The following is a 23,526-nucleotide window of genomic DNA, read 5'->3' as shown; positions in this document are numbered from 1 at the left end:
TTCACATGACAGGGAGAACGTTCATGTCCGGCTACATGCTTTGGGGCGGCTTCAACCTCTTCGTGCTCGTCCTGCTTGCCTTCGACCTTGGCGTGCTGCACCGCAAGGACAAGGAGATGTCCCTGTCCGGCGCGTTGTGGATGAGCCTTGCCTACTTCGCGCTGGCACTGGCCTTCGGCGGCGGCGTATTCGTGTTCATGGGCGAGCAGAAGGGGCTGGAATACATCACCGGCTACCTCATCGAAAAAAGCCTCAGCGTGGACAACATTTTCGTGTTCGTGCTGGTGTTCACCCATTTCGCGGTGCCTGCCGCGTTGCAGTACCGGGTGCTGTTCTGGGGCATCCTGGGCGCGCTGGCCATGCGCGCCGGGCTGATCCTGGCCGGGGCGGCCATCCTGAACGCCTTCCACTGGGTCATCTACGTGTTCGGCGGGTTTCTGGTCATCACCGGCATCAAGATGCTGCTGGCCGCCGACAGCGAACCAGACCTTTCGGGCAACCGGGTGGTGCGGCTGTTCCGCCGCCACTTCCGGCTGACGGAAGGCTACGAGGGCGGGCACTTCGTGGTGCGCAAGAACGGCCTGCTGCACGCCACCCCGTTGCTGGTGGTGCTGGTGATCATTGAATTCTCCGACCTGGTCTTTGCGCTGGACTCCATCCCCGCCATCTTCGCCGTGTCCACCGACCCGTTCATCGTGTACACCTCCAACGTGTTCGCCATCCTGGGCCTGCGGGCGCTGTACTTTGCGCTGGCGGGGGTCATCCACCGCTTCCGCTACCTCAAGTACGGCCTGTCGCTGGTGCTGGTATTCATTGGCGGCAAGATGATCGTCAACGCCGCCTTCGACGCCAAGGTCATATCCACCAGCGTGGCCCTGCTGGTGACGTTTGCCATCATCGCCGGGTCCATGCTGATCTCGGTGCTGAAGACGCGCGGCGCAGGCGCCGAGGCACAGGCCGCCCCGCCCCTGGGTTGGGTGCCGGGCACCCCCAGCAAGAGCGAAGTGCCGGGGGACGACACCAGCAAGGCCCCGCGTTGACAGTCCTTCCGCCCCGGAATATCTTTTATCCGCAAACAACCGTTCTTGCGGCTGGCGCGCCTTTGGCCCGCCAGTGGGCCGACATTCACCCCCATTCGTCTTGACAGCCCGCAACCGGCCCCGATTGACGGGGTCGGCCACGCCTGGCACCATTCTTCCCCCACCACAACCGCCCCGGCTCCGGAACGCACCGGCACTCCATGGATACCCGCACCCGCCTCGCCACCCTGCTGGACAGCCTGCGTGACAAAGGACACCGGCTCACCCCCCAGCGGGTGGCCATCATCCGCACCCTGGTGGAACACGACGGCCACCCCACGGTGGAGCAACTGCACCAGGCCATCCTGCCGGACTTTCCCACCACCAGCCTGGCCACGGTGTACAAGACCATCGCCATGCTGAAGGAAGACGGCGAGGTGCTGGAACTGGGCTTTGGCGAACTGGGCAGCCGCTATGACGGCAAACACCCGGAACCGCACCCCCACCTCATCTGCACCCGCTGCGGGGCCATTGCCGACTATTCGTTGCAGGGCCTGGACGAACTGGTGGCGCGCATGGCCGCCGAAACAGGCTTTGCCGTGGCCAGCCACAGGTTCGACATGTTCGGCCTGTGCCCTGCCTGCCGCGCTACGGCCCCAAAGCCCAATACCGTGGCGCAGAGCGACGCCGACCACGCCACAGGGCAACTCCCCGGCTAGCCGCCCCCTGCCGAAGCAGGTCATTACACCCCGGTTTTCATGACTTTTCTGCAAACCACAGGCCCGGTCCGCCGGGCCTGTTCATTTGCATTGACAGTTTTTGTTCTTTGTGGATAATAATTATTACAAAGGTATTTTTATCGCCACCTGCCCGACCATCAGATCCACAGGCCACCCCAACAGGAGGAACCCATGACAAAGCACAAGCTCACCACCAACGCAGGCGCCCCGGTACCCGACAACCAGAACGCCATGACCGCCGGGCCGCGCGGCCCCATGCTGCTGCAAGACGTGTGGTTTCTTGAAAAGCTGGCCCACTTCGACCGGGAAGTGATTCCCGAGCGGCGCATGCACGCCAAGGGGTCCGGCGCGTACGGCACGTTCACCGTCACCCACGACATTTCCAAATACACCAAGGCGGCCCTGTTCTCGAAAATCGGCAAGAAGACCGAACTGTTCGTGCGCTTTTCCACCGTGGCGGGCGAACGCGGCGCGGCCGACGCGGAACGCGACATCCGGGGGTTCGCCATCAAGTTCTACACCAAACAGGGCAACTGGGATCTGGTGGGCAACAACACCCCGGTCTTCTTCCTGCGCGACCCGCTGAAGTTCCCCGACCTGAACCACGCCGTGAAGCGCGACCCGCGCACCAACATGCGCAGCGCGAAGAACAACTGGGACTTCTGGACATCCCTGCCGGAGGCGCTGCACCAGGTCACCGTGGTCATGAGCGACCGGGGCATTCCCGCCAGCTACCGGCACATGCACGGTTTCGGCAGCCACACCTTCAGCTTCATCAGCCCGGACAACCAGCGCTACTGGGTGAAGTTCCACTTCCGTACCCAGCAGGGCATCAAGAACCTGACCGACGCCGAGGCCGAGGCCCTTGTGGGCACCTGCCGCGAAAGCCACCAGCGCGACCTGTACGAAAGCATCGAACGCGGCGAATACCCCAGGTGGACCATGTTCGTGCAGGTGGTGGCGGAACGGGACGTGGAAAAGTTCCCCTACCACCCCTTCGACCTGACCAAGGTGTGGTTTCACAAGGACGCCCCGCTCATCGAGGTGGGGGTGCTGGAACTGAACCGCAACCCCGAAAACTATTTCGCCGAGGTGGAGCAGGCAGCCTTCAACCCCGCCAACGTGGTGCCGGGCATCAGCTTTTCGCCCGACAAGATGTTGCAGGGGCGGCTGTTTTCATACGGCGACGCACAGCGCTACCGGCTGGGCGTGAACCATCACCTCATCCCGGTCAACGCGGCGCGCTGCCCCATGCACAGCTACCACCGCGACGGGGCCATGCGGGTTGACGGCAACCACGGCAGCACGCTGGCCTACGAACCCAACAGCTACGGCGAGTGGCAGGAACAACCGGACTTCGCCGAACCGCCCCTGGCCATCAAGGGCGATGCGGCGCACTGGAACTTCCGCGAGGACGACGCCGACTACTACGATCAGCCGGGCCGGCTGTTCCGCCTGATGACCCCGCAGCAGCAGGAGGCCCTGTTCCAGAACACCGCCCGCGCCATGGGCGACGCACCCGAAGAAATCAAGCGGCGCCACGTGGGCAACTGCGCCAAGGCCGACCCGGCCTACGGCGCGGGCGTGGCCAAGGCCCTGGGACTCAAGATGTGACATGTACCGCGCGCCCGGCCCCACCGGCCGGGCGCGCACCGTGGCTCCGAAGGTCGGCCCCGCTGCCGCCCTTCCCCGCTCCGGCGGTCCGGCGTTCCGGCGGCGCGGCTGCATCCCGCGCCCTGCGGAACGCCGGGCGGAGCATCCGTGATGCATCGGCTCCTTGATGCATCCTCCTGTCCGCGGGCCACCCTGCACGGCCACGCGGAAAGGCCCCCGGCGTCACGCGTGACGTGCCGGGGGCCTTGTGCGTCATGTCTGGACGTGTAAAGCAAACCCGCCCTCTCAGGACGGGGCACCACCATCCGGGGGGACAGCCCCGCCGTCTTCACGCCGGGTAGGTACGGAACGGGACGGCCCGCCCACGGGCAGGTCGACGCGGAACACGCTGCCCTCGCCGGGGTGCGACTCCACGGCCATGCGACCCTCGTGCCCCTTGGTGACGATGAAGTACGACACCGAAAGGCCAAGGCCCGTGCCCACTCCCGGCGGCTTGGTGGTGTAGAACGGCTCGAAGATGCGGCGCTGCACCTCGGGCGACATGCCGGGGCCGTTGTCCTCCACCTCCAGGCGCAGCCAGCCATCCTGCGCAAAGGCACGCAGCACGATGCGCGGATCGTCGCGGGGCGGGTTCATGCCGGACAAAGCTTGCGCCGCGTTGCGCAGCAGGTTCAGCAGCACCTGTTCCACCTCGGTCTCCACGCAGGGCACCGGGGGCAGGTTGTCCGCCATGCGGATATCGATGCTGATCTTTCTGAAATCGTAGTTCTTCTTCAGGTCGTAGTCGCTGGCGGCCAGGTTCACGGCGCGGGCCACCAGCCCCCGAAGGTCGCTGACGGTGCTGCGCGCGGCGCTGCTGCGGCTGAAGTCCAGCATGTGCCGGATGATGCCGGAAGCACGGATGGCCGCCGCCCGAATGTCCTCGATGAACCGGTCCACCTTGCGTATCCGCAGGTACCGTTGCAGGGCGTCAAGGTCCAGCCCCGCCTCCTGTGCAGCGACGATGTTGGCGGGCAGCACGGTGTTCATGCGCTGCTGCATGTTCTGCGAGGCCTGCATGATGGCCCCCAGGGGGTTGTTGATCTCGTGGGCGATGCCCGCCGCGATGCCCCCCACCGAAATCATCTTTTCGGTCTGGATCATCACCTCCTGCATCTTCTTCAGCTCTGTCACGTCGCGCAGCACCAGCATGAACAGGGGCCTGCCGCCGATATCCATGGCCTGGCCGGACAGGGAATGGAACACCTCCCGTCCGTCCCCCATGTCCGGGGCGCGCCCCGCCACCTCCACGTTACGGATGGTGCCTTCGCCCTCCAACTGCGCCCACACGGCTTGCCGCGCATCCTCGTCGGACAGGATGCCCAGGTCGTATACCGTGCGGCCCACCATGGCCCGGCGTGCCAGGCCGAACGCGCTGGCAGCGGCATCGTTGACGTCCTCCACCATGCCGTTCTCCGGCGCCACCAGCAGCACGCTGTCCGGAGAAAGGCGGAACAGACTGGAAAAACGGTCCTCCGATTGGCGCAGCCGGGCCATGGCCCGCTGCAACGCACCCAGCGCCAGGGCCACGCAGGCCAGCGTGACCAGCGATATGCCCCCGCTGGCGGCGGCCAGGCGGCGCGCCGGGGCCAGGATGTCCTCTTCATCCGCCTCGACAACCAGCAGCCAGTTGGTGGCCGCATTGCGCCGGAATATGATCAGCTGTTGTCCGCCCGCCCGCTGTATCACCTGGGCTGCCGGGTTGGCGCCCCGCGCCGCGCTGCCGCCCGCGCGAAGCATTTCCAGCAGTTCCGCGTCGGGCGCAAAATCGTCCGGTCCGGCCCATGCGGGCTGTGCCAGCAGTACCCCCGTGCCGCTCAGGATATACGCACCGCCCGCCGCGCCCAGGTGCACGCTGTCCAGGATATCCCGCGCAAAGACGTCCATGGCGGTGATGGCAGCCACCATGCCCAGCACCTCGCCATCGGGGCCACGCACCGGTTCGACGGTGACCAGCACCGGCCCGCCGGTAAGCCGCGACCGCTCCACCAGTTCCAGGGCGGGGACGCCCCGCATGGCCGCCCGGAACGTCTCGCGGTCGGAAACATCTCGCCGGGTCTCGTCCAGTGGCAGGGTGGGCGGCAGGGTGGACAGCACCACGCCGCCTGCCCGATCCACCAGCAGCAGATGGCTGAACCCGCCCGCCTGCACGAAGGCGTCCAGCCTGCGCTGGGCCGACACACGGGCGGAGCGCCCCAGGTACGAATCCTCCAGCGCCAGCGGCAGCACCTCTTCCTGGCTGACCAGAACGGTGCGCCGCGCGATGTCGCGCACCCGCCCGGATACGTCGCGGTCCAGCAGTTCCAGCGCCTGCACCATCTGCGCACCGGCCATTTCTTCTGCCGCGCCACGGGTATAGCGATAGGCAACGCCGGAAATGACCAGCACGCCGATGAACACCGCCGTAAGCGCCGTGGCGATGAACCCTTCGGGCATGGCCCATATCCGGGTGTTGCCCGGCGCACGTGGTTCTGGAGGGGCTGGCGTATCGGGAAAACTCATTGGATGACCAACTCCGCCGCCTTGATGATCTCGTAGGGAATGACCAGCCCCAGACGTTCCGCCGTCTTCAGGTTGACGAATACCAAGCCTTGTTGGTTGACGGCCACGGGCAGGTCGCCCGCCGATCCCCCGCGCAGTACCAGGTGACGCGCCATGCGCCCCGCCAGCAGCCCCTGTTCGTGGGCCGATTCCAGAATGCCGCACAGGTGGCCATGGTCGCGCGTGGCATCGCTGAAGCCCAGCGTGGGCTTGCGCAGTACGGAAAGATTCCAGTCGCGCACGGATTCGACGGGCACCACCTTGCCGGTGGCGGCGTCCACCAGCGAATGGTACAGGCCCAGCGCCAGGGCGTCGGCATGGTCCTGCGCGGAAAGCACCGCGCGCTTCCAGTCCTGAAAGGTGTGCAGCATGGCCACGTCGGACAGTGGCAGGGCAAAGGGGCCGTTGCGGGCAAGGTCGTCGCGCATGTCCGCCAGCACGAATCCGGCGGATTCCGAGTCATCCAGCAGCACCGCCACGTTCCTGATGCGGGGTGCGATCTTTCGCAACAGGTCGAACCCTTCGCGGAAGTGCCAGCGTTCGCGCACGCCGGTAACGTCGGGCGCGGGGTAGCCGTAGTTCCCGAGCGGGGCATTGACCCCGCAGAACACCACCTGCGGCCCGCCTCCGGCACCGCCCTTGCCCATCAGGTACGGTACGGCCAGGTACAATTGCGCCGCATCGTCCACGGTTATCACCACCTGCGGTTCCAGTTCCGCAATGCGGGCGGCAATGCCCCGTGCGGCGGCGCGCAGGCTGTCCGGCGAGGGGGAACGCTTGGCATCCAGGTAGAACACGTCAATGACGGCTCCCGCGCCCCGCAGCGCGGCACGGATGCCCTCGTTGATGTTCTGGCACCAGACGTATTCGGAGTGATAACTCTGCACCACGCACACCCGCGTCAACGTGGTGCGCGCCGGGGCGGCCTGCGGAAACGCCGTGCCCCATGCAAGCACGGTCAGCAGCGCCGACAACGGCAGGATGAAACAGGAACGGCTAGCCATGGCACCCCCGTGGCGTGACAACGACCGAATGCCGAAATCGCATCCGGGCCTGCGCCAGTTTGCACCATGAAACAAAGAGGTCGGCATGTCCATTATTGCCGCCGGGCAGGGGCCAGACCGCCGGATAGCCGTTGCCGCATGCCGCCGACACACGAAAAACCCCGGCGCGGGGCCGGGGTTTCGCCGTGCGTACGCACGGCATGAATACCATGCGCGGACAGTACGTCCGGGGGGCGGGATGTCAGGGGGCACAGGACGTCTGGACGCGGGCCGGGGACACGCGGGAGGGGTACGCGGAGGGTTCAGCCCCCCTGCCGCCGGGCAAGTCTCAGCCACGCCGCCGCCACCTTGCGGCAGAACGCCCCGGAGGCTTCCACCAGCAGGGGCATGTCGCGGGCCAGGTCGTCGAAATACACGTCGTCGAATGTCTCGCGGTAGGTTGCGTATTCGCTCATGCGCCCCTTGCGGAATATGTCCACCCAGTCCTGCACGATGGCGGCATCAACCTCCAGGTGAAACTGGAACCCGTACGAGGCGTTGCCCACGCGGAAGCACTGGTTGCGGCACTGGGTGCCCTGCACCAGCAGGGTGGCGCCTGGCGGCAGGTCGAAGGTGTCTTCGTGGAAGGACATCAGGCGCGGCAGGGGCAACGCGCCAGACAGTACCGGATCGGCCAGGCCCGCGTCGGTGGGGATGCAGGACACGAAGCCGAACTCCAGCGCGTCCATGGTCCACGGCCTGCCGCCATGTGCCCGCGCCAACAATTGCGCCCCCAGGCAAATGCCCGCCACCGGCCTGCCCGCCGCGTCGAAGGCGCGCAGCAGGTCCATCAGGTGCGGAAAATGGGGCGAGCCTGCATCGTCCCAGCAGTGTTGCTGCCCGCCCAGAGCCACCAGCGCGTCGTACCCGGTCAGGGCCTCGTCGAGGGATGGCAGCGCATCTCCGTGCCCGGGCCGCAGGGTGGTCAACGCAGCGCCGCAGCGTTCCAGTTCCTTGCAGAAGTTGCCGCCGGGGGCATCGTTGCTGTGCTGCACCACCAGCACGCGCAAGCCCGTGACGCCGTCGTCGGGCCACGGGGTTACCCGCACGCAGGTTTCGTAGTACGGCGTGCCGCGCCCCACCTGGCTGGACAGGGCGCGGGTGAGCAGGTTCAGCCCGTGCCCGGCCTTGTTCCAGCCGCCTCGCTCGGCCACCAGGATGTCCGCCCGCTGGCCGTCCTCGGTGCGCAGGATGGCCTTCACCGCGCCCACGCTGCTTTCCACCCGCACCACCGCACCGTCGGCCAAGCCCAGTCGGGCGGCTTCTTGCGTGGCCAGCACCACCTCGGTCAGGGCGTCGTGCTCGGCCATGGTGCGCTCCGAGCAGATGTACCCGTGCGGGGCGATGGTCAGCAGGCGGTAGGGATAGTCCGGTTCCACCGCGCCCAGCCCTGCGGGATCGAACTCGGTCATGAACCGGAACTTGCCGGACGGCGTGGGAAAGGTCTTGTCCGCGTAGGGCACCATGGGCGCGTCCAGCCGGTAGGCCCCGGCGCGCAGCCGCTCCAGGGTGCAGCCCTGTTCCCACATGGGCGTGCACAGGTCGCGCAGCCACTCGTCCACGCCGCGCCGGAAGCGCCCGGCAAAGGGAAAGCGCGCCGCAAGACCGTGGAACATCATGAATTCCGAACGACACTCGCCCACCGGCTCGATGGCCTTGTTCACCGGCCCCACGTAGTTGTGGCCGTAGCTGGCCATGGCGTCATCTTCTTCCAGGAATGTGGTGGCAGGCAGGAAGACGTGGGCCAGATCCGCCGTGTCATCCATGAAGTGGCCGGAATAGACCACGAACTCCGCCTTGCGGAAGGCGCGGGCAACGGCCCCGGCATCCGCCGCCATGCAGGCCGGGTTGCCCGCCGTGACCATGATCATGCGGATTTCCGGATCGCGCGCGGCCAGTATCTCGCGGCCAATTTCCGGCAGCAGCAGGGTACGCCGGGGCGGGTTCAGCCCGTCGCCCCAGTACTGCTGGTCGTAGGGGCCGTATTCCTCGAAGCCCTGGCTCACGCCGCCGCCCGGCACGCCGATGTTGCCGCTGATGGCCCCCAGCGCGTCCACGGCGCGGATGGACAGGTGCGCCGCCTCGTGCCGGTGCATGCCCCAGCCCAGCAGGATGGACGTGGGCCGCTGGCGCAGCATCATGTCCGCCAGAAATTCCGCGTCAGCCACGGGTACGCCGCAGCGGGCGCACAGGTCGTCCACCGTGTACCGGTCAAGGATGCGCAGGTATTCCGCCGCGCCCTCGGCGTGGCGCTGCATGAATGCGCGGTCCTCGCCCCCGGCGCGCAGGATGAGCCTGGTCACGGCCATGGCCAGAAAGGCGTCCGTGCCCGCACGCGGCGCGATGTGCCGGTCCGCCAGCGGGGCCGAACGGTTGCGGGCCGGGTCCACCAGCACCACCGTGGCCCCCCGCTTGCGAATCTCGCGCAGGATGGGCACCAGGCTGATCTGGGTGGACGCCGGGTTGCGGCCCCACAGGATGAGCGAGTTGCTGTTGCAGTGGTCCAGCGGGTCGTGCGAGACGCGCTCGCCAAAGTCGAGGTTCTGCGAACCCTGCCCCGCCCCGCCGCACAACGAGCCGCGCAGGGTGGTCACCCCGCCGAACAGGTTGAAGAAATAGCGGTTCAGCAGTTTCAGCGCGGTGCGTTCGCCATAGCCCTGGTAGTACAGGATGGCTTCCGTGCCGGATTCGTCGCGGATGGCGGCCATGCGCGCGGCGATGCGGTCCAGCGCCTCGTCCCAGGTGGCGCGGCGCCACGGCTGGGTGCGGTGGTCGCGCAGCAGCGGATGCGTGATGCGCTCCGGGCTGTACACCCGCTTCACGTAGCGCTGCGCCTTGACGCAGGCCTTGCCGCGCGTCAGGGGGTGGTCCGGGTCGCCCGCCAGCTTCACCAGGCGGCCATCGCGCACGGTGGCCACAAGGCCGCAGCTGTTGGGGCAGTCGCGTGTGCAACTGGTGATGATGCGTTGTTCGGCCACGTCGGTGTCCCCCATGTCTTTCGCGCTCATGAACAGTCCGGAGGGCATTCCGGGGGGCATTGCGTGGCACGGGACGTAGCGTCCCGCCCGTTCGTCATGTCGTCTGCCGACGCGGGTGCACCCGCAGAGACATCCGCTGACACATCTTGCATCGCGCGGGCCGCGCCCTGCCGCAGGGCAAGGCACCCCCCCTGGCAGCGACGCATGAAGTCCTTGCAATCCAGGCACGCTGCGGAAACGTTCTCCTGCCGCAGGGGCCGCACCGCCTGCGCGAAGTGCCAGCGCAACGCATCCTGATCGGCAAAGCGCGTCACGTCGGGCACCCGCAGCCCGCTCAGGGGCAGGCAGTATGAGGCCGACAGGTCCGGGTGCACGTCGATGGACGGGTGGCACACCCCGGTGAACTTGGTGGAAACGCGTTCCAGATACCGCCTGTCGTCATCCCTGAGGTCGCACAGCCGGACGCTGCAATCAAGCCCCGTGCGCACCCCCCGCCGCTCGCACGCCTTCACGAAGCCCACCACGTGGGCCATCATGGCGCCGGTATCGTCGAAGGTGCAGTGGTCGTTGCCGCCCCTGCCGCTGGGCCGCGAGATGTCGTAACGCACCGAGGTCACGCCGTAGCGGTCGATGCCTTGCAGCAGGTAGCCGTAGTCGGCGTGGCCGGGGGCGAAGTTTTTCGAAAAGGTGATCCGCGCCGAAAGGTCGTGCAGCCGGTCCAGGTTTTCGTGCAGCAGGGTCCACTGCGCCGGGGTATACACCTCCGGCGCGTTGTAGTTGATGACGAAGTTGGACACCCGCCCCGCCAACTGGCCAGCCAGTTCGCGCGGGAACAGGCCGTTGGTGAACAGCACGGCGGCCACGCCCGCATCGGTGGTGCGTTCCACCATGTCTGCCAGGCGCGGGTGCAGGGTGGGCTCGCCCCCGATGAACGCCGCCACCGGCACCCCGGCCCGTACCAGCCAGTCCAGCAGGATGCCGAAGCGGTCGTCCGCCATGTCCTGCGGGAATTCGCCGTGCAACTCGCGCGCGAAACAGTAGGAACAGGCCAGGTTGCACCGGTAGGTCACGAAGATGTTGATCATGCGCGTCTCTGGAATAGGCGGACAAACGGATGGGCGGACAGGCGAATGGCCGGACAGGCGAATGGCCGGACAGGCTGACGGGTGGGCGGAAACGCCTCAGCCGTGCAGCAGGCTGCGGCCGCCGTCCGGGTCGAAGGCCAGCATGCGCGGCGTGTTCACCGCCTCCAGCCCCACCTGTTGGCCCAGGCGCAACGTCCGGACCTCCGCGCTGTCCACCAGCACGCGCAGCCGCGCCGCCGGATTGGTCACCGTGAGCACGGACTTCAGCCCCAGTGCCTCGATGTCCGTCAGCTCGCCGGTAATGGAGCCCGATGCCAAACCCGATGCCAAACCGGACGCCAAACCGGACGCCGGTTCTGTCACGCGCAGGTTTTCGGGCCGGATGCCCAGTTCGAAGCGTTGCGCGCCCCCGCCGAACGCCTTCGCCAGGTGCGCGGGTGCGGCCAGTCGCGTGCCCGCCGCCACCATGTGCCCGTCGCCCTCGCCGGGCACATACGCCGCCTCCAGCAGGTTGATCTGCGGCGAACCCACGAACAGGGCCGCCTCGCGGTCCACCGGGGCGTCGTACAGCCGCTGCGGCGCGTCTACCTGCACCACCCGGCCCTGCCGCAGCAGCACCACGGTATCGCCGATGGCCATGGCTTCGTTGAAGTCGGGGGTGGCCATCAGGAAGGTGCAGCCCCGTTCGCGCTGCAAGCGCTTCAGCTCCGCCCGCAGTTCGATGCGCAGCTTGGCGTCCAGGCTGGAGAGCGGCTCGTCCAGCAGGAACAACGCGGGGGTACGCACCAGCGCACGGCCCAGGGCCACGCGCTGGCGCTCGCCGCCGCTCATGGTCTTGGGCAGGCGGTGCAGCACGTGGGTAATCTGCAACGTGGCGGCCACTTCGGCCACCCGCGTCTCTATCTCGTCCTTGGCCATCCTGCGGATGACCAGCGGATTGGCGATGTTCTGGAACCCGGTCTTGTCCGGGTACAAGGCCAGGTTGTCAAAGATCATGGCGATGTCGCGCTCGCGCGGCTCCAGCCCGGCGGCATCGCGCCCGGCCAGGGCCACCGTGCCCGCGTCGGGCGTGTCCAGCCCGGCCACCATGCGCAGGGTGGTGGTCTTGCCCGCGCCCGCAGGGCCAAGGATGACCGTCAGCGCGCCCTGCGGCACGCTGAAGCCCACCCCGTCAAGGGCAGCTTTGGCAAGGGCAGCATTGGCACCGAAGCGCTTGCACAGCCCGTCCACCGTCAGCGCCGGGGACAACCCCGCGCCGGGCATGGCGCATTCCGCGCCCATGGCCGCATCCGCCGCAGCGTGTGCCGCCGTCATGTGTGCCGCCGTCATGGTCATGGCTTAGGCCCTTTCCCTTGGGCAGAACGCGGTTCTGCGGTTGGTGTCGCCGTCAAACAGGCACAGCGCCTCGGCGGGCACGCAAAGCCCCACTTCCTGCCCTTCGCAAGGCGCCTCGGTGGCGGGGGTCACCACCTTCAGCACCTCGCTGCCCACCACCACGGACAGCACGCTGTCCGCGCCGCGCGGCTCCACCAGGGCCACACGCCCGGTGACGCCCGCGTCACCCACCCGCGTCAGGCGCAGGGTTTCGGCGCGAATACCCAGGGTATAGGTGCCCTCGGGCAGGCCCTGCCCCGCCGTTTCCGGCATGGGCAGCACGAAGCCGGGCGCGCGGAAGCACATGCCCCCGCCCCCCTCGGCCTCGCCATGCCCGGTGCCGCGCAGGCTGCCGCGCACCAGGTTCATGGGGGGCGACCCCAGAAAACCCGCCACCAGCACGTGGCCGGGCTGCTCGCAGATCACCTGGGTGCGTTCCGCCTGCAAGATGCGCCCGGCGTGCATCACCGCGATGCGGTCCGCCAGCGACAACGCCTCCACCTGGTCGTGGGTCACGTAGATGATGGTCAGGCCGATCTCGTGCTGCAACCGCCGCAATTCCTGGCGCATGGCCAAGCGGGCCGCCGTCTCCAGGTTGGAGAGCGGCTCGTCCAGCAGCAGGATGGAGGGCCGGGTGACCAGGGTGCGCCCGATGGCCACCCGTTGCAACTCGGACCCGCCAAGGTCGCGGGCGCGGGCGTCCAGCCTGTCGGACATGCCCAGCAGTTCGGCCACCTCGGCCACGGCCCGGTCGATTGCGGCCCGGGGCGTCTTGCGCACTTCCAGCCCGAAGGCCAGGTTGCCGCGCACGGTCATGGAGGTGAACACCGCGTAGTCCTGAAACACCAGGCCCACGTTGCGCCGCCCGGCGGGCACGCCGACCACGGATTGCCCGTCGATGCGGATGTCGCCGGAGCTCGGATCCTCCAGCCCCACGATCATGTTCAGGGTGGTGGACTTGCCGCAGCCCGAGGGGCCCAGCAGCGCGATGGTTTCGCCGGGGGCCACGGTCAGGTCGATGCCGTCCACGGCTACCACGTCGCCGCCGTCGTATTCCTTGCACAGGGAAACCAGTTCCAGCTTGGGGGTAGTCATTGCTTGATCGCTCCAAAGGTCATGCCCCGCGCGAGGTGGGACTGAATGCGGTACCCCACGATGACCAGCGGCACCATGGCCAGCACGGCCAGGGCGGCCTGCACGCCGTACAGGGTGCCCGCGGTGGCCGTGACGTACTTGGCGAGTTGGACGGGGATGGTGCTCACGTTGCTGTAGGACAATACCAGGGCGAACATGAATTCCGACCAGTTCAGGATGAACACGAACATGGTGGTGGCGAACAGCCCGCCCTTGATGAGCGGAATGGTCACGGTAAGGTGGGCCATCATGCGCGAGCGGCCATCGATCATGGCGGCCTCTTCGATCTCGCGCGGCAGATCCTCGACGAAGCTCTTCAGCATCCAGGTGGAGAACGGCAGGGTCACCGCCGCGTAGATCGCGATGAGGCCGGGGTAGCTGTCGATGAGCCCGATGGTCGAGAACATGATGACGAAGGGCACGGCGATGGCCGCCGGGGGAAACATGCGCCCCGAAAGAATGACCAGCGGCGTGGACTTGCCGCCGTTGCCGTAGCGCGAGATGCCGATGGCCGAAAACAGCCCGATGACCACCGAGATGGCCGTGGCCGATACCGAGGCCAGCAGGGAGCCGATCACCGAATCCGTGGCTGCCTGGCTGACCCCGCCCACGCCGTATTCGCGGATGGCGTCGGGGTTGAACAGGGTCTGGAAGTTGATCAGCGTGGGCTTGGACGGCACCCAGATGGCGGGCGAGGCATTCCAGTCCGTGGGCGGCTTGATGGCCGTCATGACGATCCAGAACACCGGAAACAGCACCACGATCAACGCCAGGCCCATCACCAGTGCCTGCAACGGGGTTAGCTTGCGGGGCATCATTTGCGACCTCCTTCCAGAAGCTGGTCGCGCACGGGGGCCAGCAGCAGGTGCACCAGCACCAGCGAACCGATCAGCACGATGAACGCGGCGGCCGCGCCGTAGGCCAGCTGAAAGTCGTTGAAGGCCAGCTTGTAGATGTACAGGCTGATGGTTTCCGTGGACGAGCCGGGCCCGCCGCGCGTCAGCATGAACACCTCGTCGAACAGCTTGATGATCTCCATGGAGCGGATGACGAAGGCCACGATGATCACCGGCTTCAGCATGGGCATGACCACCCGCCAGAATACCTGGCGAGGGGATGCGCCAAGGATCACCGCCGCGCGCACCGGATTTTCCGGCACCGAGTTGAGGCCAGAGAGCAGGATGAGGAAGAACAGCGGCGTCCAGTGCCACACCTCGGTGATGATCACCGCCAGCACGGCAAAGGACGCGCTGCGGAACCACTCCACCCCGGCCCCGGCACCAAAGGCCAGTTCCAGCACCTGATTCACCGGCCCGTTGGACTGAAAGAGCATCCAGAAGATGTAGCCCACCACCACGGGCAGGATCATCATGGGGGTGAGAAAGGCGGAAAAGAGCAGCGACTTGCCGCGGAACTCACGCATGAACAGCACCGCAAGGCCGAGCCCGAAGGTGAATTCCAGCGAAAGGCAGACCACCGAGATGCACAGGGTGCGCAGCACGGCGTAGGTGAACCGGGTATCGTAGATCAACAATTCGCCGTAGTTCTCGAAACCCACGAATTCGGCGTCGAACAACGAGCCGCGCGTGGGCGACCAGTCGGTGAAGCTCATGTACAGGGCCACCAGCAGCGGCAGCACCAGCACCAGCAGCGACACCACCTGGCCCGGCACCGTCAGGGCCAGGGCAACCGCGCGTGCACCGTTGCGCGGGCGCGGGGTGCCGTTGCCTGGGCGGGGTGCCAGAGCCCCTGGGACATCGGATGCGCCCGTTGTATCGGATGCGCCCGTTGGACCGGACGCGCCAGAGGCGGCTGCCCGTAGGGACGGAGGAGCGGACGACCGTGCGGCCACGCCCGTTCCGGAATCCGTCCCGGCCTCAGCCGGGGTATGCAGCAGTGCGGAATGATTCAAGACAGTCACCTCTCCGGCGGCCGCCCGCCCGGCATAAACATGGGCGGGCGGCCATCGGTGATTGATCAATGCGAGGACGGGGCTAGCTCCACTTGTCCGCGCCGCTGGCCTTTCTGATGGGCTCGGCGAGGTTCTTGGTCAGGGCCAGCCACGACTTCTTCACCTTGTCGCGGCCAATGCGGCGGGTGATGCGCTCGAAGGCGCGGGCCGCGTCGTCCAGGGCTTCCTTGGGCTTCTTGGCGCCGGTCATGCAGGCGTGCACCTGCTTGTCCAGGGCGTCCTGGTACTCGAAACCGCCGGGCACGCAGAAGTCGGGCACGGTGTTCACCATGTTGTCGTACAGCGTCTTCAGGTATTCGGGCGAATACGTGTCGATCAGGCGCTGGGTGGGCGACAGCATGTGGTTGACGCGGTACGGGTCGGAGTAGCCGCCAAGGTACGGAATGGCATCGGACGAGATGGTGGGCGAGGTCATCCACTGGGCATAGGCGTAGGCCAGTTCCGGGTTGGCCGAGTACCTGGACACGGCGTAGCCGTAGCCCCAGCAGAACATGCCCGCGTACAGCAGGGTGCCGTCCTTCAGCTTGTCGGCGGGCATGACCGTGGCGGCGATCTTGCCGGTGGTGGCCGGGCCGGTGGAGGGGGCCTTGGAATACTTGAAGCCCGAGGGCCACACGATGTTCATGAAGCCTTCGCCACGGCCGAACGCGTTGTAGTTGGACGACCAGGTGAAGCTGAAGGCGTCGGGGTGCAGGTAGGCGTTCATGGCCAGCATGTCTTCCAACGCGGCCACGCCTTCTTCGGAGTTGAAGGTGGGGTTCACTTCGCCGTCGAAGTACAGGCGGCCCTTGGAGACAAGGCGCTGCATGAACATCCACTTCACATAGTAGGGCGAACGGTATTCAAGGCTGCCGTAGAAGCCCTTGGCCGGGTCGTGCATGAACTTGGCCAGGGTAAGGTATTCGGCCCAGGTCTTGGGCACGCCCAGCTTGTAGCCGAACTTGTCCTCGAAGGCCTTGGCCTTGGCCGGGTCTGTCAGATGATCCGACCGGCACAGCAGGGTGATCTGGTCGCCGTCGTTCAGCAGGCCCGCCACGCGGCCATTGTACAACTGGGCATGGTGGCTGGCCGGAAAGACCACGCCCCATTCCTTGTTGAACAGTTCAGGGTCGTACTTTTCCACCCAGTCGGTCAGGTCGTAGATGACGCCGGAATCGATCCAGTCGGGGTAGGACATGGCCGTGGGCATCATCACGTCGTAGCGGCCCGTCTTGGCCACGGCTTCCTGCATGCCCTTGGTGTGCACCACCTCGTCCGGTTCCTCGATGAATTCAAGGGTGATGCCGAGTTCCTTCTTCCACTTTTCCTCGTAGGGCTTCATGTTGCCGATGGAGCCGGTGGGAATGAGCAGGGTGAGGGTTTTCTTGGTGGCCTTGGCGGCGGCCACCTTGGCCAGTTCCCAGGCACGCTGCTCCGCGCCCTGGATGGCGGCGAAAGCCTTCACCGCGCCCAGCGGCGAAATGCTGACCGCGTTGGCCACAAGGGTGGTCACGCCCAGTGCCGCAAGGCTCTTGAGGAATCCGCGGCGGTTCATCTTGCCCGCATCGTACGTGGCGAGCACCTTGTCGATCTTCCGTTCCCTGGTGTTCATGGTGCACCTCTGCGCGTTGAGTTGTCCTGCGGCCCTGTGCGGGGAACGCTGCCCCGCCGCTGGCCGTGCCTGTGCTGCCTGTTTCCGCCCGTATCCCTGTATCTGGAGCTGCCCGGCACCGCCGGGCCATTTCCTTCCGGTGTTCCGGCGGGCGTGGTCTCCATTCGACCCGCCATGCCGGTCGCCTTGCGGCGCGATGCTCAGTGCCCCTTCAGCATGTTGTGCAGCAACCGTTGCAGCAGCCCTTCCAGTACGCCGAAGTGCACGGTGATTTCGCGCATCTGCTCCGGCGTCTGCACGTAGGGCGCGGGCACGAGGTCGATGGGTTCGGCGTTCTCGATGAGCGCGTGCATGCTGACGGGGGTGGTTTCGAGGTGAAATTGCAACCCCACCAACCGCGCGCCCACGGCAAAGGCCTGATTGGCGCAAGCCGTGCTGCAAGCCGCGCGGACAGCCCCCGGCGGAGTGGAAAAGGTTTCGCCGTGCCAGTGAAAGGCGGGGAACCGCGCGGGAAACCCCGCGAACGCCGGGGAAACCTCGCCAAGCGCGGTCAGTTCCACCGGGCGCCAGCCGATCTCGCGATCGGGATTGGCGGTCACCTGGCCGCCCAGCACCGTGGACAGCAGTTGCGCGCCCAGACACACGCCCAGCACGCGCACGCCCGCGCCCACTGCGGCGGCGATGTAGCGCTTCTCCACGGCCAGCCAGGGGTGGCCTGCCTCGTCGTGCACACTCATGGGGCCGCCCATCACCGCCAACAAGTCCACCTTGCCCGGTGCGGGCAACGGTTCGCCCGCATGCATGCGGGTGCGGGTAAGGGTGTGCCCGTGCGCCTCGGCATAGTCGGCTATGGCCGCCGGGCCTTCGAAGGGCACATGTTCGATGGTGTGGATGCGCATGGGTGTGTCCCGTTCCGCCGTGTTGTCCCGCTAGAGGGTGATGCGCCGGTACTCACCCGTGCAGGGATTGCCCCCGCACAGGTCCAGCCACCCGGCGTCCGGGTCCATGACCACGGCGAAGCAGGTGTGGAAGGCCGTCTCGTCCGCCTCGCCCGGAAAGCCGTGCGCGCAGATGCACCGGGGGTGGTTGGTGTGGTCGCGGGTCAGTTCCTTGAGCAGGTCGGGGGTCAGCGCCCCGCGATGGGCCTTCAGGAAACGGTCGGCCACCTGCTTGCGCACCATGGAACCGCCGTGGCTCAGCCAGTTGGGCGTCTCGTAGCGGCGCATGGTGGAACCGACGAAATGATTGGTGTGGGCGATGGCCCCGTCGATTTCCAGCAGTTCGTAGCTGGCCGCCGACGTTTCCGCGCAGAAGGCCACGCCCGCCCCGGCCAGCTGGTAGTTGATGCCCGTGGCACGGGGCGAAAAGATCACCGCGCCCAGGGCGTCGCCGATGCGCTCCGCCGCCAGGGCCTTGCGCATGATGAACGGATAGATGACGCCGGGGCGGGCGTCGGTGGCGGCCACCTTGTTGATGACGGCCCCAACTCCGGCCCCGTTCAGCCCGTTGAGGCCCAGCACCCCGGCAAAGCTCACCACCAGCATGGCCGGGCCCTGGCACGGCGTGATGCGCAGCACGCACAGGAACCGCTCGTAGCAGCGCTCCATGTCGTAGGTCTGGCCGATGCAGGCCCGGCCATCGGCGCTGGCCTCGGGCAGCACGTTGAAGGTGGTGCAGCCCCACAGACCATCGGGAAGGACGCGCGCGCCAAGGCCGGGTGCGCGCAGGTCTTCCAGTTCCAGAAACATGTTCAGGTGGACGATTTCGGCAAAATCCACGCCCGCGCCATCGGCGATGCCGCGCATTTCCTGCACCAGATCGGGCGAGAACTTTTCCAGAAAGCCCACGTTGCGCATGCAGAAATCCAGCAACTGCCCATGCCCGGCGCACAGCCACGGGTTGTTCAACTGGTGCACCCGCGCGATGGAGCCGATGAACTCGCGGATGGTTTCGCGCAGGGCGCTGCCGTGGGCGTGGCCGATCTCGTAGGGTGTACCTGACAGATCCAGGACAGGGATGGCGGGGGTGGTTTCGAATGTCATGCTGTCTCCGTGTGCGGTGAACGGCCCGGGCCGGATAGTCTGGGGATGATCCGGCGATGGTCCTGTACTGTCCCGGCACCGTGGCGAGGGGGTCGGTCACCCCCTCGCCGGCAGGGAAGGGAAGCGGAAGCATTTCGGGTGGTGCGTGCTACGCCGCGCAGGCAGATTCCGTCATTTGGCGGATGGGCGTCGGGAGCAGGCGAAGTTTGACCGCGTTGCGCACGATGCCCGTAAACCTCGCAAGCTCGCTTAACGGGCACGCTCCGCGCCCTTCGGGTCGGACGCCAACGGGCGAAAGGACAATTTGGAGACTGCCCCTAAAGGAGTTCCATGAAATAGTCCCACTCCCACGGGTCCACCCGGTTGTTGAATTCGGTGGTGCCGTAATCGGCGAACTTCTCGCGGGCCATGTTTGCCTCGAACTTCTTCACCGCAATGACCAGCTTGACGAATTCGGGGTGCAGCACCGCGTGCAGGTCGGTGTCCTGCTCGAAGGCCGCGATGGCTTCGTCCAGGCTGAAGGGCAGGCGCGGCACGTCGTCCATTTCGTAGGCAATGCCGTTGATGGGGTCGGGCAGTGCGGGCTTGGAGCGGATGCCCTCCAGCCCGGCGGCCAGGGTGCTCAGCGCCAGCAGGTAGGGGTTGGCGCCGCCGCAGGCCAGACGGTTTTCGAAATGGGTGCTTTCGCCCCGGCAGCCCTTAAGGCGCACGCCGATGGTGCGGTTTTCCATGCCCCAGGTGGCGCTGTGCGGGGCAAAGGAATTCACGCGGTAGCGCTTGTAGCAGTTGATGGTGGGCGCGGTGAACAGCGTGTTGGCGCGGGCGTGCTTCAGCACCCCGGCCAGAAAGTTGCGGGCAAGTTCCGTCAGGCCGTACTGCCCGTCGGGATCGTTGAAGACGTTCTTGCCGGTTTTCTTGTCGATGAGACTGACGTGGAAGTGCGAGCCGGAGGCGCTGGATTCGATGAACGGCTTGGTCATCCACGAGGCGATGTAGCCGTGCTGCAACGCGATTTCCTTGGTGCCCGTCTTGTAGAGAAAGGCGGTGTCGGCGGCGGCCAGGCCGTCCTTGTAGTACAGGTTCAGTTCCTGCTGGCCGGGGCCGTGTTCGGAATTCTGGGTGATGATGCGCACCCCGGCCTGATCCATCTTGCGCATCAGGTCGTAGGTAAAGTCGATGTCGAAGTTGTTCTTCAGGGTAACGAAGATGGGCTGGCCGGTGTAGGCGGGCTTTCGCGTTTCCTTGTCCAGCACGTAGAATTCGAATTCGTAGCCAAGGCGGCAGATGTAGCCCATGGCGTCGAAGTCATCGATGATCTTCTTCAGCAGCAACCGGGGTGACGCCATGGCCGGGGAGCCGTCGTACCAGTAGGGGTCCACGGTGATGTTGGCGGTGTTGGGCACCCATGGCAGCACCTTGAAGGTGGACAGGTCGGGCACGGTGCAGTGGTCGGCGTAGGCCACTTCTTCCGCGTAGCCGGTGCCGGTGGGCACCATGGACTGAATGTCCAGCCCCAGCAGACCGCCGTAAAAGTTCAGGCCGTTGTCGATGTAGTCCATGAAGCTGCCCACGGGCACCGTCTTGCTGCGCGAGACGCCGTGCAGATCGGCCTGTTCGAACCGCACGAAGTGGATGTCGTGATCCCTGATGGTCTTCTTGATGGTATCGATGATGTGGGACTTGGCCGGAAACGCGCTCATAGGGCTTCCCTCGCTGGAGTATTCGGACTCGTGGCCGGGCGTATGGACTTTTCCCTTGCCAGCAATGTCATTTGGCGAGCACCTATCAATTCCCGTGCCAGATCGGCCAATCCACATTTTCTCCTTATTTTTCAGTATATAATAGATAACTCTCCATAACGAGCCCCCATACACGCCATCCACTCCAATCTTCATTTCTCATTTTCAATAATTGTTCTATCGGAAACGAGAATGCAAATTCGCGCGCCATACTCAGCTATATTTCTATATTTTCAGTGTATTAGCACAAGCACATCGATCATTGCCAAGTCGCATGAGTTGGACTACATCTTGCGAAAGGGGTGAATTCTGAAAAATGTAACCTTTCACTCACCCCACCTGCGCCCGCCAGTTGCCGTAGCGGGCCGGAGCGTTGCGCCATGACCGCCCAGCCTTATTCCGCCCCCGTGCCCCCGCCCTCTTCCGCCTTTCTGCGCTACGCCGAAAATGCCCCCGGCGCGCTGGCCGTGTTCGATGCGCACAACCGCCTGACCTACGCCAACCGGGCATTCCGCGAAACGCTGCTGACCTTTCCATCAGGTTCGCGCGGCGGATGCGACGATGCGGACGACGCACGCCTGCGCAACCTGCCCCTGCCCGCTTCCTTCGCCACCGCCCTGGCGGGCGGGCTGGCCCTGGCCCGACAGGAAGGACACGAACAGCACTTCTCGTGGCAGGAAGCGGACGACGAGGAGCCTGGCCGCCGCTGGTGCCGGATAGTGCCCGCCGGAACGTCGGCCGGATCGTCCGCAGGAGCGGCAGCCTGCCAAGCCGCATGTCAGGCAGCAGGACTGGTCGGGACGTGTTGCGCCCCGGACGGAGCCGGACAGGATGCGGGCAAGCCCAGCGGCGTCATGTCGGATGGCGTCATGCCGACAGGAGCCATGATCGTCGAGGTGCACGACACCCCCGCCCCGGAACGGCTGAAGGAGGCGCTGAGGGCCGAACGCATCGTGCGGCGTCAGGCGGAATACCTGAAGCAGCGCGGGCGCGAGCTGTTCTTTCGGGTCATCGATCAACTGCCGGTGTTCGTGTACATGCAGCGGCCCGACTACCGGGTGGCCTACGCCAACCGCAAGACCACCTCGTTCTACGGCGAGGCGGAAGGCCGCCTGTGCTACGAGGTGTTCTGCAACCGTACCTCGCCCTGCCCCACCTGCCCCACCTTCCGGGTGTTCGAAACCGGAGAGCCGGAGGACTGGCAGTTCACCGACGGCAAGGGCCGCACCTTCCACATCTACGACTACCCGTTCGAGGACGAAAACGGCGCGCCGCTGGTGATGGAACTGGGCATCGACGTCACCGAGTTGAAACGGGTGGAGCGCGAACTGTTCCAGGCCCAGAAGATGCGCGCCATCGGCGTGCTGGCCGGGGGCATTGCCCACGACCTGAACAACAATCTGGTGCCCATCATCTTCAACATCGACCACGCCCTGGGAAAGACCGGCGAATCCGGCCTGTCCGAACCGTTGGGCGAGGCCCTGCGCGCCGCCTATCGCGCCGCCGACCTGGTGGAGCAGGTGCTGGACTACAGCCGCCAGCAGAACCTGAACCGCGCGCCGCTCCGGCTGGTCCCGCTGGCGCAGGAGAACCTGGAACTGTTGCAGGCATCCCTGCCGCGCAACGTGGAACTGCGCGTGGGCTACGCCACGGACAAGGACTGCATCCAGGCCAACCCGTCCCAAATCCAGCAGCTTCTGCTCAACCTGTGCCGCAACGGGGTGCAGGCCATGCCCGCGGGCGGCACCCTTACCGTCACCCTCAGCCACGCGCTCATCCAGCCATTGCGCCACAACACGCACCCCGGCGTGCAGCCGGGCGAGTACGTGGTGCTGCGCGTGACCGACACCGGCCACGGCATCGAGCGCGAGCGGCTGGAACAGATATTCGAACCGTTCCACACCACCAAGCGCAACACCGGCGGCACGGGCATGGGCCTGGCCGTGGTGCATGCCATCGTCACCAGCAGCGGCGGGCACATCTTCGTGGACAGCATGGTGCAGGTGGGCACCACCTTCACGGTGTACCTGCCGCTGTACCAGCCGGGCACCACGCCTTCGCGCCGGGCGGTGACCATGGGGGTGAGCCAGGATGCCCCATATGGCATGGCGGATGGCCTGAGGGATGGCGGCACGCGCGGCGCGGCTGATGGCGGGCTTGGGGTGCCCCCCACCGGAAGCGCGGCGGGCGGCATGGACGGCGGCATGGACGACGAAACGGACGGGACGGGGCGCAACGCCCCCCGCCGCCTGCTGCTGGTGGACGACGACAAGGGCGCCTCGCAGGCCATGCAGCGCGTGCTGCGCGATGCCGGGTTCCAGGTGGCCACCGCCGACAGCGGCGAGGCGGGCCTGCACGCCTACCGCGACGGCGGCCCCGGCTACAACCTGGTGGTGGCCGACCAGTCCATGCCCGGCATGACCGGCATCGCCATGGCCCGGCGCATCCTGCAACACGACCGGGCAGCGCGCATCGTCATCTGCACCGGGCACGTGGCCCCGGAACTGGAGGCAGAGGCGCAGGCCGCGGGCATCGCGGGCTTTCTGATGAAGCCCATGACGCCGGGCACGCTCATCGAGAACATCCGCCGCCTGTGCGGCGCGGCGCGGGGGTAG

General features: G+C 66.5%; 16 protein-coding genes. 4 read left to right on the top strand and 12 right to left on the bottom strand.

Annotation, left to right across the window (positions count from 1 at the left end; all coding sequences use genetic code 11):
- Positions 1–23 precede the first annotated feature (23 nt).
- From ABWO17_RS02075 to ABWO17_RS02065, 3 genes are all read left to right on the top strand, one after another.
- Complete coding sequence (locus ABWO17_RS02075) at positions 24–1,040, top strand: TerC family protein (RefSeq protein WP_353115569.1); 1,017 nt, start codon at positions 24–26, stop codon at positions 1,038–1,040.
- Between the two features lie 200 nt (positions 1,041–1,240).
- Positions 1,241–1,738, top strand: a complete 498-nt coding sequence (locus tag ABWO17_RS02070; RefSeq protein WP_353115567.1) for a Fur family transcriptional regulator — start codon at positions 1,241–1,243, stop codon at positions 1,736–1,738.
- A gap of 192 nt (positions 1,739–1,930) precedes the next feature.
- A complete protein-coding gene (locus ABWO17_RS02065) occupies positions 1,931–3,373 on the top strand; it encodes a catalase (RefSeq protein WP_353115565.1) in 1,443 nt (480 codons plus the stop codon).
- Positions 3,374–3,658: 285 nt separating this feature from the next.
- On the opposite strand, the gene ABWO17_RS02060 is transcribed toward ABWO17_RS02065, so the two are convergent.
- The 12 genes from ABWO17_RS02060 to ABWO17_RS02005 form a co-directional block, all read right to left on the bottom strand.
- A complete protein-coding gene (locus tag ABWO17_RS02060) occupies positions 3,659–5,848 on the bottom strand; it encodes a sensor histidine kinase (RefSeq protein WP_353115563.1) in 2,190 nt (729 codons plus the stop codon).
- Positions 5,849–5,910: 62 nt separating this feature from the next.
- The gene (locus ABWO17_RS02055) at positions 5,911–6,957 is read right to left on the bottom strand and encodes an ABC transporter substrate-binding protein (protein ID WP_353115561.1); all 1,047 of its coding nucleotides are present in this window, start codon (positions 6,955–6,957) and stop codon (positions 5,911–5,913) included.
- A gap of 302 nt (positions 6,958–7,259) precedes the next feature.
- Positions 7,260–10,004, bottom strand: a complete 2,745-nt coding sequence (locus ABWO17_RS02050) for a molybdopterin-dependent oxidoreductase (RefSeq protein ID WP_353115559.1) — start codon at positions 10,002–10,004, stop codon at positions 7,260–7,262.
- On the bottom strand, positions 10,001–11,059 hold the full coding sequence (locus ABWO17_RS02045) for a radical SAM protein (RefSeq protein WP_353115557.1): 1,059 nt from the start codon (positions 11,057–11,059) through the stop codon (positions 10,001–10,003). Before ABWO17_RS02045 ends, ABWO17_RS02050 begins: the two co-directional genes overlap by 4 nt.
- A gap of 96 nt (positions 11,060–11,155) precedes the next feature.
- Positions 11,156–12,373: an ABC transporter ATP-binding protein gene (locus ABWO17_RS02040; protein ID WP_353115555.1), complete on the bottom strand. Its 1,218-nt coding sequence runs from the start codon at positions 12,371–12,373 to the stop codon at positions 11,156–11,158.
- A gap of 24 nt (positions 12,374–12,397) precedes the next feature.
- Positions 12,398–13,528, bottom strand: coding sequence for an ABC transporter ATP-binding protein (locus tag ABWO17_RS02035; protein WP_353115553.1), 1,131 nt, complete (start codon positions 13,526–13,528; stop codon positions 12,398–12,400).
- Complete coding sequence (locus tag ABWO17_RS02030) at positions 13,525–14,382, bottom strand: carbohydrate ABC transporter permease (RefSeq protein ID WP_353115551.1); 858 nt, start codon at positions 14,380–14,382, stop codon at positions 13,525–13,527. Before ABWO17_RS02030 ends, ABWO17_RS02035 begins: the two co-directional genes overlap by 4 nt.
- Positions 14,382–15,479, bottom strand: a complete 1,098-nt coding sequence (locus tag ABWO17_RS02025) for a carbohydrate ABC transporter permease (protein ID WP_353115549.1) — start codon at positions 15,477–15,479, stop codon at positions 14,382–14,384. The genes ABWO17_RS02030 and ABWO17_RS02025 overlap by 1 nt, the downstream gene beginning before the upstream one ends.
- 82 nt (positions 15,480–15,561) lie before the next feature.
- On the bottom strand, positions 15,562–17,130 hold the full coding sequence (locus tag ABWO17_RS02020; protein ID WP_353115547.1) for an extracellular solute-binding protein: 1,569 nt from the start codon (positions 17,128–17,130) through the stop codon (positions 15,562–15,564).
- 200 nt (positions 17,131–17,330) lie between these two features.
- On the bottom strand, positions 17,331–18,029 hold the full coding sequence (locus ABWO17_RS02015) for a type 1 glutamine amidotransferase (RefSeq protein WP_353115545.1): 699 nt from the start codon (positions 18,027–18,029) through the stop codon (positions 17,331–17,333).
- A gap of 30 nt (positions 18,030–18,059) precedes the next feature.
- Positions 18,060–19,172, bottom strand: a complete 1,113-nt coding sequence (locus tag ABWO17_RS02010; protein WP_353115543.1) for a C45 family autoproteolytic acyltransferase/hydrolase — start codon at positions 19,170–19,172, stop codon at positions 18,060–18,062.
- A gap of 317 nt (positions 19,173–19,489) precedes the next feature.
- The gene (locus ABWO17_RS02005; protein WP_353115541.1) at positions 19,490–20,872 is read right to left on the bottom strand and encodes a glutamine synthetase family protein; all 1,383 of its coding nucleotides are present in this window, start codon (positions 20,870–20,872) and stop codon (positions 19,490–19,492) included.
- A 419-nt stretch (positions 20,873–21,291) separates the two neighbouring features.
- Between ABWO17_RS02005 and ABWO17_RS02000 the strand changes: the two genes are divergently transcribed.
- Complete coding sequence (locus ABWO17_RS02000) at positions 21,292–23,526, top strand: hybrid sensor histidine kinase/response regulator (RefSeq protein ID WP_353115539.1); 2,235 nt, start codon at positions 21,292–21,294, stop codon at positions 23,524–23,526.

This window comes from Nitratidesulfovibrio sp. (genome assembly GCF_040373385.1).
Taxonomy (GTDB): domain Bacteria; phylum Desulfobacterota; class Desulfovibrionia; order Desulfovibrionales; family Desulfovibrionaceae; genus Cupidesulfovibrio.
The sequence above is the reverse complement of the archived record's forward strand: the minus strand, read 5'-3'. Positions and strand labels throughout refer to the sequence as shown.